The sequence below is a fragment of the Shewanella sp. GXUN23E genome, from assembly GCF_050865035.1.
Classification (GTDB): domain Bacteria; phylum Pseudomonadota; class Gammaproteobacteria; order Enterobacterales; family Shewanellaceae; genus Shewanella.
Genome location: NZ_JBOZWP010000006.1, coordinates 1 through 13,743, shown reverse-complemented (window position 1 = coordinate 13,743; position 13,743 = coordinate 1). Strand labels below are relative to the sequence as shown.

13 protein-coding genes and 1 tRNA gene are annotated in these 13,743 nt (G+C 50.4%); all 14 read right to left on the bottom strand.

All coding sequences use genetic code 11. The features are described from left to right. Positions 1–24: 24 nt before the first annotated feature. Entirely contained in the window at positions 25–720 is a 696-nt protein-coding gene (locus ACRRUX_RS07540; RefSeq protein ID WP_432528802.1) for a cytochrome c1, read from the bottom strand. Further along, positions 717–1,934: a cytochrome b gene (locus tag ACRRUX_RS07535; RefSeq protein WP_432528800.1), complete on the bottom strand. Its 1,218-nt coding sequence runs from the start codon at positions 1,932–1,934 to the stop codon at positions 717–719. Before ACRRUX_RS07535 ends, ACRRUX_RS07540 begins: the two co-directional genes overlap by 4 nt. After that, complete coding sequence (gene petA / locus ACRRUX_RS07530) at positions 1,934–2,524, bottom strand: ubiquinol-cytochrome c reductase iron-sulfur subunit (protein ID WP_432528798.1); 591 nt, start codon at positions 2,522–2,524, stop codon at positions 1,934–1,936. The genes ACRRUX_RS07535 and petA overlap by 1 nt, the downstream gene beginning before the upstream one ends. A gap of 463 nt (positions 2,525–2,987) precedes the next feature. Next, a complete protein-coding gene (hflC, locus tag ACRRUX_RS07525; protein ID WP_432528796.1) occupies positions 2,988–3,869 on the bottom strand; it encodes a protease modulator HflC in 882 nt (293 codons plus the stop codon). Positions 3,870–3,872: 3 nt separating this feature from the next. Next, positions 3,873–5,027 carry an FtsH protease activity modulator HflK gene (gene hflK / locus ACRRUX_RS07520; protein WP_432528794.1) on the bottom strand — a complete coding sequence of 385 codons (1,155 nt, stop codon included), beginning with the start codon at positions 5,025–5,027 and terminating at the stop codon, positions 3,873–3,875. 61 nt (positions 5,028–5,088) lie between these two features. Continuing rightward, complete coding sequence (gene hflX / locus ACRRUX_RS07515) at positions 5,089–6,372, bottom strand: ribosome rescue GTPase HflX (RefSeq protein WP_432528792.1); 1,284 nt, start codon at positions 6,370–6,372, stop codon at positions 5,089–5,091. Between the two features lie 18 nt (positions 6,373–6,390). Beyond that, positions 6,391–6,666 (bottom strand): RNA chaperone Hfq, encoded by a 276-nt coding sequence (gene hfq, locus ACRRUX_RS07510; protein WP_432528790.1) that lies wholly within the window; start codon positions 6,664–6,666, stop codon positions 6,391–6,393. Between the two features lie 98 nt (positions 6,667–6,764). After that, positions 6,765–7,691, bottom strand: coding sequence for a tRNA (adenosine(37)-N6)-dimethylallyltransferase MiaA (miaA, locus tag ACRRUX_RS07505; RefSeq protein ID WP_432528788.1), 927 nt, complete (start codon positions 7,689–7,691; stop codon positions 6,765–6,767). Then, the gene (gene mutL, locus ACRRUX_RS07500; RefSeq protein ID WP_432528786.1) at positions 7,684–9,504 is read right to left on the bottom strand and encodes a DNA mismatch repair endonuclease MutL; all 1,821 of its coding nucleotides are present in this window, start codon (positions 9,502–9,504) and stop codon (positions 7,684–7,686) included. The genes miaA and mutL overlap by 8 nt, the downstream gene beginning before the upstream one ends. An 11-nt stretch (positions 9,505–9,515) precedes the next feature. Next, the gene (locus ACRRUX_RS07495) at positions 9,516–10,844 is read right to left on the bottom strand and encodes an N-acetylmuramoyl-L-alanine amidase (protein ID WP_432528784.1); all 1,329 of its coding nucleotides are present in this window, start codon (positions 10,842–10,844) and stop codon (positions 9,516–9,518) included. A gap of 2 nt (positions 10,845–10,846) precedes the next feature. After that, on the bottom strand, positions 10,847–11,305 hold the full coding sequence (tsaE, locus tag ACRRUX_RS07490; protein WP_432528782.1) for a tRNA (adenosine(37)-N6)-threonylcarbamoyltransferase complex ATPase subunit type 1 TsaE: 459 nt from the start codon (positions 11,303–11,305) through the stop codon (positions 10,847–10,849). A 7-nt stretch (positions 11,306–11,312) separates the two neighbouring features. Then, positions 11,313–12,809 (bottom strand): NAD(P)H-hydrate dehydratase, encoded by a 1,497-nt coding sequence (locus tag ACRRUX_RS07485; protein ID WP_432528780.1) that lies wholly within the window; start codon positions 12,807–12,809, stop codon positions 11,313–11,315. Positions 12,810–12,924: 115 nt separating this feature from the next. Continuing rightward, entirely contained in the window at positions 12,925–13,374 is a 450-nt protein-coding gene (locus ACRRUX_RS07480) for a hypothetical protein (RefSeq protein WP_432528778.1), read from the bottom strand. Between the two features lie 177 nt (positions 13,375–13,551). Continuing rightward, positions 13,552–13,627 (bottom strand) — tRNA-Gly (locus ACRRUX_RS07475). Positions 13,628–13,743 lie beyond the last annotated feature (116 nt).

Sequence of the window (13,743 nt, the reverse complement as noted above, 5' to 3'; positions counted from 1 at the left end):
CTATATTCTACCCGTTAAACAGGCCTAGTGTACATCTTTCCAGTACTCTTTCTTCAGCAGCAACGCCACGATGAAGAAGATGAACAAGAAGCCCAGCACCCAGTATCCAATTCGCTCACGTTCCATACGAACAGGTTCGGCGGAATATGCCAGGAAACCAGCAATATCTCGGACAACCTGATCATACTCTTCTGGAGTCAGCTTACCGCCTGTTGCCACAAATGTACCATCGTCCTGCAGTACCGGCAGGCCCTGCAGTTCTTCTAGCACATGAGGCATACCCACAGCAGGGAAAACTTTATTGTTTACACCGAAAGGTCTGGCAGGGTCCTGATAAAAACTCTTCAGGTAGGTATATACCCAATCCGGTCCACGAACCCGCGAAACCAAGGTCAAGTCCGGTGGTGCAGCACCAAACCAGGCTGCAGCATCCTTTTCAGGAATCGCATTTTCCATCAACTCACCGATTTTGGCATCGGTAGGAATGTAATTGGCGCGCATATCATCAACAGAGATCCCCAGATCATCAGCAACCCGGCCATAACGCTGGTACTGGGTGCTGTGACAGGCTGCACAGTATTGTTGGAAATACCCCAGACCACGCTGCAACGACGCCTGATCATTCAGATCAAGATTGGCGCTTTCCAGATGAACCTTAGGTCCTGCAGCCAGCACCAGTGAAGGCACCAGAGCAAACAATGCAATCAGTATTTTTTTCATTTGAATGTCACCCTCTCTGGCACAGGCTTAGTCTTCTCGTTCTTGCTGTAAATCCACAGTGCGATAAAGAAACCAAAGTAAGTGATGGTGAAAACACGCGCTGCGATGGTCAAAGCCGGTGATGCAGGTACAGCCCCCAGATAACCCAGAACAACAAAGGAAACTGAGAACTGGGCAATATTCAGCTTATGAATAAGGCTGCGGTAGCGAACAGATTTCACCTTGCACCGATCCAGCCATGGCAGCACAAACAGCACCAGAATCGACAGTCCCATCATGATGACGCCGCCGAGCTTATCGGGCACGGCACGCAGAATGGCGTAGAAAGGTGTGAAGTACCAAACCGGCGCAATGTGCTCGGGAGTCTTCATTGGGTTAGCCGCCTCGAAGTTTGGTTTCTCCAGGAAGTAACCACCGCCTTCAGGCATAAAGAACAGTACATAGCAGAACAGGATCAGGAAGCCAGCGACACCGACAATATCTTTCACCGTGTAATAAGGGTGGAAAGGAATGCCGTCGACCGGCCAGCCATTCTCATCTTTATTCTTCTTGATTTCGATACCATCTGGGTTGTTTGAACCAACTTCATGCAGCGCAATCAAATGCAGGAACACCAGTACAACCAGCACCAGTGGCAATGCAATAACGTGCAGTGCAAAGAAACGGTTTAACGTCGCGCCCGATACGACATAGTCGCCACGGATCCACAGTGTCAGGTCATCACCGATAACCGGAATGGCACCAAACAGAGAGATAATGACCTGAGCTCCCCAGTATGACATCTGCCCCCAAGGCAACAGATAACCCATAAAGGCTTCTGCCATCAATACCAGGAAAATCAGCATACCGAACAGCCACAACAATTCACGGGGCTTCTGATAAGAGCCGTAAATCAGGCCGCGGAACATATGCAGGTAAATCACCACGAAGAATGCTGAAGCACCTGTGGAGTGCATATAACGCAGCAACCAACCGTACTCAACATCACGCATGATGTATTCGATAGAGGCAAAAGCGCCTTCAGCTGTCGGCACATAATTCATGGTCAGCCAAATACCGGTCAGCAATTGGTTAACCAGTACCAGCAGCGCCAGCGAGCCGAAGAAATACCAGAAGTTAAAGTTTTTGGGAGTGGCATACTGACCAACATGGCGATTATAAGTCGCTGTCATGGGTATGCGCGCATCAATCCAGTCAATAATCTTGTTAGCCATTACGCAGCTCCTTCGCTGACACCGATAATCACGGTGCTGTCATCCAGATACTGATGTGGCGGGATTACCAGGTTCAGTGGCGCAGGAACGCCCTGGAACACACGTCCGGCCATGTCAAACTTGGAACCATGACAGGGGCAGAAGAAACCTGAGGCAACACCTTCTACCTGTTCACCAAAGGAGTCCGGCAAATAAGTTGGTGAGCATCCGAGGTGAGTACACAGACCAACCGCAATAAAATACTCAGGCTTGATAGCCCGGGTTGGGTTTTTGGCATACTCAGGTTGCTGAGGTTCATCGGAATTGGGATCACGAAGCTGATCATCCAGAGTTGGCAGCACAGACAGTACTTCCTGAGTACGGCGAACCACCCAAACGGGCTTGCCCCGCCACTCCACCCGGATCAACTGACCCGGCTCAACCTTACTGATATTGACTTCTACCGGCGCGCCCGCAGCTTTTGCCTTGGCACTCGGATTCCATGACTTAATGAAGGGAACCGCTACAGCGACGGCACCAGCACCACCAATTACAGCGGTTGCGGCGGTCAGGAATCTGCGACGTCCGGTATCGACTGGCGCATTGCTCATCCACTTATCTCCAAGAGGGTGTAGGAATGTTCGTTCTAATAATAGTCGTCATAAAATTTTCTGCGTTCCTGCCAGAAATTTGAGACGCGACTCATTATAACGAAAATTTAGAAGCAGATCATAGCGAAAACAGATAACAATCGATGTAACTTTGTCATTTTTGTGAAAAACCGGCCAAATCCCAAGATAACAATGCCAACATTCCACTTACCAGACAGTACAAATATCAGTTTCGCTCTCAAAGACCTTTTTCAATGAATAAGTTAGCTCTGATATTTGTCTTGCCGGACTATTCCGCGTTCAAGTGATTATGTTTCCCATTCCTGTTTAAAATATCTGCACTGAATTGAGGTCACGCTGCGGCGGCTCTTGTCAGAGCCGGTACAAATATCACCGAAAATGATGACCTGAAATGCAGACACAAAAAACCCGGCCTAGGCCGGGCTTTGGTATTTTGCACAAATTACTTACCAGTTTCACTCTTCATATAACGGAAGAACTCGCTGTCAGGCTCCAGTACCATCACGTCAGAGTTATTGTTGAAACTCTCACGGTAAGCCTCAAGACTGCGCAGGAAGGCATAAAACTCAGGATCCTTGGAATAGGCATCGGCGTAAATCTTAGCCGCCTGAGCGTCCCCCTCACCGCGAACCTTGAGGGCCTTACGCTGGGCTTCAGCAATCTGAATTTCAACATTGGCATCGGTAGTGGCACGAATGATTTCTGCCTGCTCACGACCCTGGGCACGATGTTCCTTGGCGACTGCCTGACGCTCGGCACGCATACGCTGATAAATACTGTTACTGACGTTGGCAGGCAGGTTGATTTGTTTCACCCTGACATCCACGACTTCAATACCCAGATCTTTGGCACTTTCAGCAGCGTTTTTCAGCGCATCAGTCTGCAACTCATCGCGGCTGCCGGATACGATTTCTTTGATAGTGCGACGACCAAATTCAGTCCGCAAATCGTTGTTGATTTTGCGTTGCAACAGACTTTCAGCATTAGCTTTGATACCACCATTGGTGGACAGATAGTACTTGGCAAAGTCATTGATGCGCCACTTCACATAAGAGTCAACCATCAGGTCTTTCTTCTCGGAAGTCACAAAGCGGTCAGCAGCACCATCCAGAGTCTGGATACGGGCATCCAGATAACGGATCTTGTCAAAAACCGGTAATTTCAGATGAATACCCGGCTCAAACACTTTCGCCTGAGTATTGTCAGACTTAATCACTTTGCCAAAACGGGAAACGATTGCCCGCTCACCTTCATTAACCACAAATACCGAGGAGATACCCACAACAACCAGTATTGCGGCAATAATCAGACCAAAACGTCCCATCTGTTATTCCCTCCCCAGTCGGATTCGTTCTTCGCGGGTCAGACGTCCATTGACCGGCATAGAAGTTTGTACACTGTTTACCGCGCTGCTATCTGCCGAAGGCGTTGTTACCTTAGGTGATGCAGATTCGGAGACCTTGCCGGAAGGCTTGCGTTCCATCATTTTATCCAAAGGCAGGTACATCATATTGCCGCTGTTTTTGGCATCAATGATCACCTTGTTGTTACCGGACATCACATCCTGCATGGTATCCAGATACAGGCGTTGACGAGTCACTTCTGGCGCAGCCTTATATTCAGGCAACAGCTTTTCAAAGCTGGCAACCTTACCCTGGGCTTCCAGGCTGACACGCTGCTTATAAGCTTCTGCCTGCTGAGCCATACGCTCAACAACACCTCGCGCCTTGGGTTCAACCTCACGGGAATAAGCTTCGGCTTCACGAATGAAACGCTGCTCATCTTCCTGGGCCGCAATGGCGTCATCAAAAGCGTCTTTTACCTCTTCCGGCGGACGGGCAGGCAGGAAGTTAACATCCACGACTGTCAGACCCAGATTGTATGGCTTAATAATGCGCTCAAGCTCTTTCCAGGTATCGTTACGAATGCCCTCACGGCCTGTCGTCAGAATATCGTCCATCTTGTTGTGACCGATAACATAACGCAGCGCACTGTCAGTGGCTTCACGCAGACTGGCATTGGCATCCACAACGCTGAACAGATATTTGTATGGATCTGTGACCCGATACTGCACATCCATTTCAACCTGTACCACGTTCTCGTCAGCGGTAAGCATGCTACCGGCTGCCGGAATTGAGCGGACAGTTTCCACGTCAACAGGAAACACTTCCTCAATAAAGGTCGGCTTCCACTGCAGGCCGGGCTCAACCAGTCCAACATATTCCCCAAAGCGCAGTGCAACACCACGCTCCGCTTCTTTCACGGAATACAGACCAGACAGGAACCAGACTACAGCGGCAATAACCAGAACAATAATGATGCCGTAGCTGCCGATACCTGATCCTGAGTTGCCAGAACCTTTGCCCCCGAAACGTTTGGTGATATTACGAATCACCTCGTCCATATCCGGTGGCCCTTTGTCATTGCTGCCTTTATTTCCCCAAGGGTCATTCCCCTTGTTTCCGGGCTCATTCCAAGCCATTTAGCACTCCATAAGAGGATAAAATAAAAGAGATTACTACCAAAAATACCTTATTTGTTCCTTAATGGACAACCAAGGTTTCCAATTCACCCTGGCTTTGCTTGAGCAAACGGCGCCAGTCGGCATCGGATAAACGAACGTTCAGTATACAGTTTCCGTCATCATCGTACTCCTGTCCCTGGATCGCTTCCAGCCGATATAGCTGTCCCAGGTAGTGTCCTGACGCAGCGGGGATTTTAAGGGTGACCTCGTGAATAGTCTTGCCAACCAATTCGCCAATGGCCTGGATAATTAACTCCAGCCCCAGCGGTTGTCGGGCTGACACCCATACACGGGTTGGTATACCTTCGCCGTTGTAATCTATACGAGGCTCAACCTCTTCAAGCAGGTCTATTTTGTTACAGATGATTAATTGCGGGATTTCATGAGCGCCGATTTCTTTGAGGACAGTTTGCACCTGCTCAAAGTTATCTGCCATGTTTTCATCAGCACAATCCACCACGTGCAGCAGCAAATCTGCTTCACGGGTTTCCTGCAGGGTTGCTTTAAAGGCGGCCACCAAATCGTGTGGCAGATGACGAATAAAGCCTACAGTGTCTGCCAAAAACACCGCACCATCAGCCAGAGACAATTTGCGCAGCGTTGGATCCAAAGTCGCAAACAATTGATCAGCAGCGTACACTTCAGCACTGGTCAACGCATTAAACAGAGTGGATTTTCCGGCGTTGGTGTAGCCGACAAGAGACACCGTGGGCATATCACTGCGCTGTCTGGCTCGACGACTTTGCTCACGCTGTTTGTCGACTTTTTCCAGACGGCGGTTAATCGCCTTAATACGTCCGCGAAGCAGGCGTCTGTCGGTTTCCAACTGGGTTTCCCCCGGCCCACGCAGACCAATCCCGCCTTTCTGACGTTCAAGGTGTGTCCAGCCCCGTACCAGTCGAGTAGACATGTGGCGCAACTGCGCTAGCTCCACTTGCAACTTACCCTCATGGGTACGGGCTCGCTGGGCAAAAATATCCAGAATCAGTGTGGTACGATCCAGCACCCGACATTGACACAGCATTTCCAGGTTTCTTTCCTGAGCAGGTGACAATGCATGGTTGAAAATAACCACGTTAGCATCAGTCGCAGCCACCATGGCGGCCAATTCTTCTGCTTTTCCGGACCCAACAAAAAACTTGCGGTCAGGCGCCCTGCGGCTACCTGTAATCACGCCTACAGAGCGTGCACCTGCCGATTCAACCAATAACTGAAGTTCGACAAGATCTTCCCGACTGTTTTCGTCAGAAAAATCGATATGGACAAGTACCGCTGTCTCTCCCGCCTCATAACGATCAAACAAAGAACAAACCCCTAAAGATTATTCGCCGTGATTGGCATCATCCTGTTGGTGACCATAGCCACCCTGATTTTGCTGGTGACTACCAACATTAAATGGGCGAGATGGAACAACAGTAGAAATGGCATGCTTATAGACCATTTGGCTGACAGTATTTTTCAGCAAAATAACAAACTGGTCGAAAGACTCTACCTGGCCCTGCAGTTTAATGCCGTTAACCAAATAAATAGAAACTGGAACGCGCTCGCGGCGCAGTGCGTTCAAAAACGGGTCTTGTAAAGATTGCCCCTTAGCCATTTCGTATTTTCCTTTTTTTAATTTATCTTCAAAATCAAGAATTACAGTTGTATCACACTGTATCTCGAGCTCAGTATTATATAGCACAGTTCAATAATCTAGTGACTGTGACTCATAATTATCTTTAAATTTCCTTCATTGCCACTTTCGAGCCATTCCAAATTTGGCCAACCGCGTAGCCATGTTAATTGACGCTTGGCCAATTGCCTAGTTGCGGCGACAGCTTTTTCGACCATTGTCTGATAGTCAAATTCGCCATCCAGATATTGCCAGCATTGACGATATCCTACACAGCGCATGGACGGCATCTCAAGATTCAGGTCTCCCCTGTCCCGAAGACGAGCCACTTCTTCAACAAACCCCTGTTGCAACATGATCTCAAATCGTTTGGCGATAAGGTCATGCAGGACTTTTCGCTCTTTCGGGGCAATCGCGTATTGTGCCACAGCAAAAGGCAAAGCGGGTGCTTTGGTTTGCGTTAATTCGGTCAATGTTTTACCACTTATCCGATATACTTCCAGCGCCCGTGATAATCGTTGGGGATCATTGGGATGAATACGCGCGGCAGAGACAGGATCCACAACGGCTAATTGCTCATGCAGAGCAGCCCAACCAAGAGTGGCGGCTTCAGATAATATATCTGCCCGTACAGTCTCATCGGCACTGGGTAAAGGTGAAAGCCCTTCCAACAGCGTTTTGAAATACATCATAGTGCCACCAACCAGCACAGGGGTCTTACCCCTGGCCAGAATATTCTCGATAGCGGCAATAGCATCAGCACGAAAATCCGCGGCAGAATAACTTTCTGCCGGGTCAAGAATATCGATCAGCCGGTGCGGTGCCAATGCCAGCTCTGCAGCCGAAGGCTTGGCAGTACCGATATCCATGCTTTTATAGATCAGTGCCGAATCCACTGAGACGATTTCACAATTGTGTTGGGTAGCCAGATCAATTGCGAGCTGAGTTTTCCCTGAGGCTGTCGGCCCCATCAGCATTATGACTTCAGGCTGTTGTTGTTTACTCACTCGATTGTTCTTCCAACCATTTTTGCCAGGGAAGCAATTGTCCCTTGGCGAGAATCTCTTGTTTTAAATCAGGATATTGCGCTAACAGTTGCCAAACTGTCATGGCCGATTCAAAAGTCGTTTTAGTTTGTTTGACAAGCCATGCTGCCAACGCTTCATAGGCCGGCTCTTCAATCGTTATCCACTGCAACAACTCAGGAATAATCACCGCCAATTGACAGTCTCTGAGATATGGGGGCACTTTCTTGATAATCAACTGGCCGTAACGAATTGCCAGTTCAATCCCCAAACGCCGCAGTAGGCTTTCACGCAGCTCAAGCAGCTCATTCCACTGGCTGTCCGCCGTAACTGAAACTGGCATCAGCAGAGGTTGACCAATGAGCCCGGTAGCCAACTTGTCAATTAACTCATGCTTGTGGCAGGCTCGGGCAGCATAACGGATATCAATCAGCGACAGAGCATCGCCACTGCACATCACCCAGTAATGTCCGCCCAGCACCGGCGGCATATCTGTCGCGGGTTGTGGCAGTGAAACCTTATCTTGCCCGGGCGTTTGCATCAGCTGACCATATGCGTGTACTGCAGCTCTGTCCGGTGTCTGTTGTCCACCACGGGCAGCCCCCCAAGGCGAAGTGGAGGCGCCGCGTCCTGCCGATACAGGATAGTTGCCCGAATACTGACTGCTTCCAACCATGCCATCGAACGCAGCCGTGCGCGATGCTGAATACTCCGGCTCAGAGACAAAGTCATCAGCAACCTGATAGGTTCCCCGAACCTGACGTACCAGCGGCTCATCAACCTCATCCGCAAAAGCCAGCTCTCGGGCCTGCGACAACGCAGACTGCAGTGCCTGCAGGATAAAGTCATGAACATAACGGCTTTGATGGAATCTCACCTCATGCTTGGCTGGGTGTACGTTGACATCAACCTGATGGGGGTCAAGCTCCAGCATCAGCACATATCCTGGCTGTTCCATCTCACTGAGCTCAGCAAATGCCTGCCTGACCGCATGATTCACCAGACGATCCCTGACCAGACGGCCATTGACATAAAAATAGTGAACGTCAGCCGGAGATGGTTGCGCAGGCGATTGCAAATAACCGCTCAGCGCCATATCGTCATGGCGACAATCAACTTTCAGGGCACTGTCAGCAAAGGCTTTACCACTGATCTGCGCCAGCCGTTGCAGATACTGTGGCTCATTGGTTGCCGGACGATAATTGCGAACCGTCTTGCCATTATGGGACAAGGTAAAATGCACATCACTGCGCACCAGTGCAATACGCTTCAGCCACTCATCGATATGGCCAAACTCAGTCTTGTCACTCTTTAAAAAACGGCGTCTGGCCGGCGTATTGAAAAACAGATCCACCACGTCGATCGTAGTGCCGACAGGATGAGCCGCAGGAATAACCCGCACCGCCATTTCACTGCCTTCGGCATAAGCGGCCCAGGCTTCAGACTGTGACGCTATACGGGACGTCAAGGTCAGTCTGGAAACCGAACTAATACTGGCCAACGCCTCACCCCGAAAGCCAAAGCTGAGAATCGCCTCCAGATCATCCAGGGTTTCCACCTTAGATGTCGCATGGCGCGACAGGGCCAGGGCCAACTCTTGCTGAGGGATGCCGCAGCCATTGTCGCGGATACGGATGAGCTTGGCGCCACCCTTTTCTATTTCAATGTCAATACGACGGGCGCCGGCATCAATACTGTTTTCCACCAGCTCTTTGACCACTGACGCTGGCCGTTCGACTACCTCACCGGCCGCAATCTGGTTTGCCAGCTGAGGAGGCAATATTCTGATTGCCATGGAATATCCTGTTATCTGGGAATAGTTAACTGCTGACCGACACGCAGCATATCCGAGCTGAGGTTGTTGGCCTTGCGGATACTGGCTACCGATACGCCGTATCGCTGAGCGATCACCGACAGAGACTCTCCACTGCGCACCTTATGCTTCAGCGCGCCTTTGGAAGCCAGCAGCGTATTTTCGGGCGGATTGGCTTCAAAATAGCGCATAACTCCGCGATGAATCGCCTTGGCCAGTTTATCCTGATGAGTTGCATTTTTCAGCAACCGCTCTTCCCCCGGATTGGAGATAAAACCGGTTTCAACCAGAATGGATGGAATATCCGGCGATTTAAGCACGGCAAAGCTGGCCGACTCCGGCTGAGGCTTGTGCAACTTGGTAATGCGCCCCAAATCCGACAGTACATCATTGGCAATGGAGTGACTGATCGCCATGGATCTGTCCATGGACATATCGAGCAAGGTCATCGCCAGATACTGTTCACTGTCGGCGCTCTGGATGATCTCACCGGCGCCGCCAAGCAATTCCGAGTGCTTCTCTTTCTGCTCCAGCCAGCGACCGATTTCACTGTTGGCACGACGACGGGACAACACCCAAACCGATGCGCCATAGGGCTGCGGAGAGGTAAATGCATCAGCGTGAATGGAAATCAGCAGGTCCGCCTTACTTTTGCGCGCCAGATCTGAACGGCGATTTAAATTCACGAAATAGTCACCACTGCGGGTCATGACTGCCCGCATGCCGGGAGTAGCATTGATTTTATCCGCCACCCTTTTGGCAATCTCCAGGGTAATTTTCTTCTCATACATGCCGCTGGGACCGATCGAGCCCGGGTCATCACCACCATGTCCGGCATCGATTGCTACCACCACGTCACGCATTGCTTCAACCGGTGCCGTAACTGTTTTTGATGGTGTCTGGGTGTCAGTAAGGTCCACCACCAGCCTGTCCCCATAAGGAGCGGTGGGCTTGAGCGCAAATAAATTGGCTGAAACCGGCCGGTTAAGGTCTATAACCACCCGCAGAATACCTTTTTGGGGTGGCTTACTGAGACGCACCCGCTTGACCAGTTTGCTGTTGTTGGCGACTTTAGCCAGATCAAGCTTGGTGGTTGACGAAGAGAAATCCACGACCAGCCGCTCCGGCTTGGTCAGCGTGAAATAGCTGTAGTCAGGAGAATTGGTCAGATCAAAAACGACCCGGGTTGAATCCGGCGCAGCCCAAATTCTCACTCCATTCAGCGAGTTGCCAGCGGCCATTGCCTGACTGACAACGCCCAGGCTGACCAATAAACATCCGATTGTCAGCCAAAATTGTAAACCATGTCGAGTACTTGCCATCGTTATTTTAGTTTTGAAAGCAGTGCTTCACCTTGCGTGGAAAGGGCGCAAATTTTCAGGTTTCGCGCATTGTCCTGATAACTCAAATGCAAATGCAGATCGGCGTCTGGCAATAATCCATGGCCACGGTCCGGCCATTCCACAATACACAGACTGTTATCGCTAAAATAATCGCGAATCCCCATAAATTCCAACTCTTCGGGATCTGCCAGGCGATATAAATCAAAATGATATACTTCGACACCGTTGATTTCATAAGGTTCCACCAGGGTGTAAGTCGGACTTTTTACCGCGCCCTGATGCCCCAGGCTTTGAATCAGTCCACGGCTGAATGTAGTTTTTCCGGCCCCCAACTCACCGGTCAGGTAAATCACCAGCGGTGCGCGGACAACTTCTGCCAGACGTCGTCCCAGCGCCACGGTTTCATTTTCATTCTCAAGAAAAAAAGATACTTCTTTCATATATTCCTTAGTCCTGGATCATGCAGGGATTAACCAGTTTACGAATGCCAGTCATCAGATCTGTCGCCAGCATTCCCCGCTCTCCTGAGGCGGCAGCCAGATCTGCCGCACCGCCATGAATAATAACCCCTGCCACGGCAGCAGACATAAGATCAAGCCCCTGTGCCATCAGCGCGCCTATAATACCCGAAAGCACATCACCACAACCACCACTGGCAAGTCCGGGATTACCGACCGGTGCCACGCACAGCGTGTTGCCATCATAAATAATGGTCCCCGCCCCTTTCAGCACGACAACTCCACCATAGATCTGTTGCAGTTTTTGAGCAGCGGCAAATCTGTCGTTCTGCACCTCTGCAGTCGAGCAGTCAAGCAACCTTGCCGCTTCGGCAGGATGAGGAGTTATCACCCTCATATCGCTATAATCAGCCTCAGATGCCAACAGATTGAGTCCATCCGCATCCAGCAGTATGGGCTTATTGGCCAACGCGACTGCTTTCATCAGGTTATATCCCCAGTCGTCAGTCCCTAACCCCGGCCCAACCACCAGTACGTCGGCCCACCCCAGTTTGTGATAGGCTTCCATATCCACAAGCTCACAGCCATGGAACATCAGCTCAGGTCTGCTTGCACAAACAAGAGGCAAATGTTCCTGACGACTGATCACGCAAACCAATCCGGCACCCGCGCGAAGACAGGCTTCAGAGGCAAGCCGCACGGCACCAACCATGCCACGATCGCCGCCAACCACACAGACTTTGCCATGGCTGCCTTTATGGGAGTTGCGGCGGCGTGGCGGCAACTTCTCCGTCAGCAAATTCAAATCACATGACACTGCCGCCGCATCCGGCAGAAATGGCGCAAGACCAATATCACCAAAATACAACTGACCACAGCAATCCCTGGCGTCACAGGTCAGCAATCCACGTTTGACCGCCCCCAGACACAGAGTGGCATCAGCAGCAATTGCACGGCCGACAATTCGCCCTGTATCAGCGTCGATACCGGAAGGAATATCCAAACTGAAAACAAAACGCCCGGCGCGATTGACCATATCGATATAGGTCATCATGTCTTTTCTGGGAATACCCTGAATACCACTGCCGAGCAAACCATCAACCACTATGTCATATTCGCCCAGAGCCTTGGTCAGTGTCGATTCGTTGAGCTCATCGACCCTGACTTGGGTTTTGCTCAACATGTCCATCACAGCGAGGTGTTCATCACTGTAGCGATTGGCCTGCACTCTGAGCACCAGACAATCGATATTCCGGCGGGTCAGCAAAGATGCCATCAGCAGTGCATCACTGCCATTATTGCCACTGCCAGCCAACAACAACACCTTATCCAATGAACACAAGGCACTGAGAGTTGTTGCAGCGCAGTGCGCCGCACGTTCAACCAGTTGTAACAGGCTAACATCGGTCGACTGCACCATCGCCAACTCAGCCTGACGAATTTGCGAGCAAAGATATAGCTGTGAGGGAAGTGCTGATAGCGACATAGAAGCTCCTTGGATCATGACAGCCGATCAAAATGCACAGCCAGCATACAAATGTGCCGGGCGAATTGTACACTCGTCCGGCACGGTTTTTGTCAACACTGACAGTGTTAACGACTCAAATGTCTTCCATTCTGGCTGCGGAGTGAACCAGCCTTTGCTGCTGTGTTTTGCTGACCCGCAGCAAATCAGACATCGCACTTTCAATCTCACCGGTGGGGGCCATTTCAACCAGACGTTCAAGATAGCCAAGCACACGGTTATCCAGCTTGAGATGCAGGTCCATCAACTCTTCTTCGGTCATACCAGCTACCGGAACGATGGCTTCACAGGCCTGCTTGAATCCGCCCATCTCCAGGTTTTCATACCAGGTATCCATCATCCGTCTGGGAGCATCATCGATATAGGATTCGATTGTGTCGGCAATATGTTTCTGGTGCTGTTGCAAATATTCCAGCATAAGTCGGGTTCGTGCTGAGTCGCAATTATTGTGCAAGCGGCGATACAGAGCCTGCATCTCCAGGTGACATTCGGCAATTCGTTCAAGCACATCCCTCAGTTGCTGCATCCGCATATGATTCCCTCCGATAATTGGTCAAGTCGTCGCCTAACGTCATTATCGGTCGATTTCCAGCGCAAAAATATGAGCAACATCATATTCAGTACAGGAATCGTGCAAAATGCTAAAACATGAATAACTTGAATGTAACCAAGAAGAAAACGGAAGTTGGTCTGCGCGGGAGTTTGGAGCGACATATCGGGTTCGAACCGATGACCTATACCTTGGCAAGGTATCGCTCTACCAACTGAGCTAATGTCGCATCGCAGTTTTTAAAGACTTCACCGAGTGGATTAGATGTGAGGTATCGTCTCTTCACCCTGCCAACCGAGCTAATGTCGCAGTGCTTTTCAGCAGAATTTGGAGCGACATATCGGG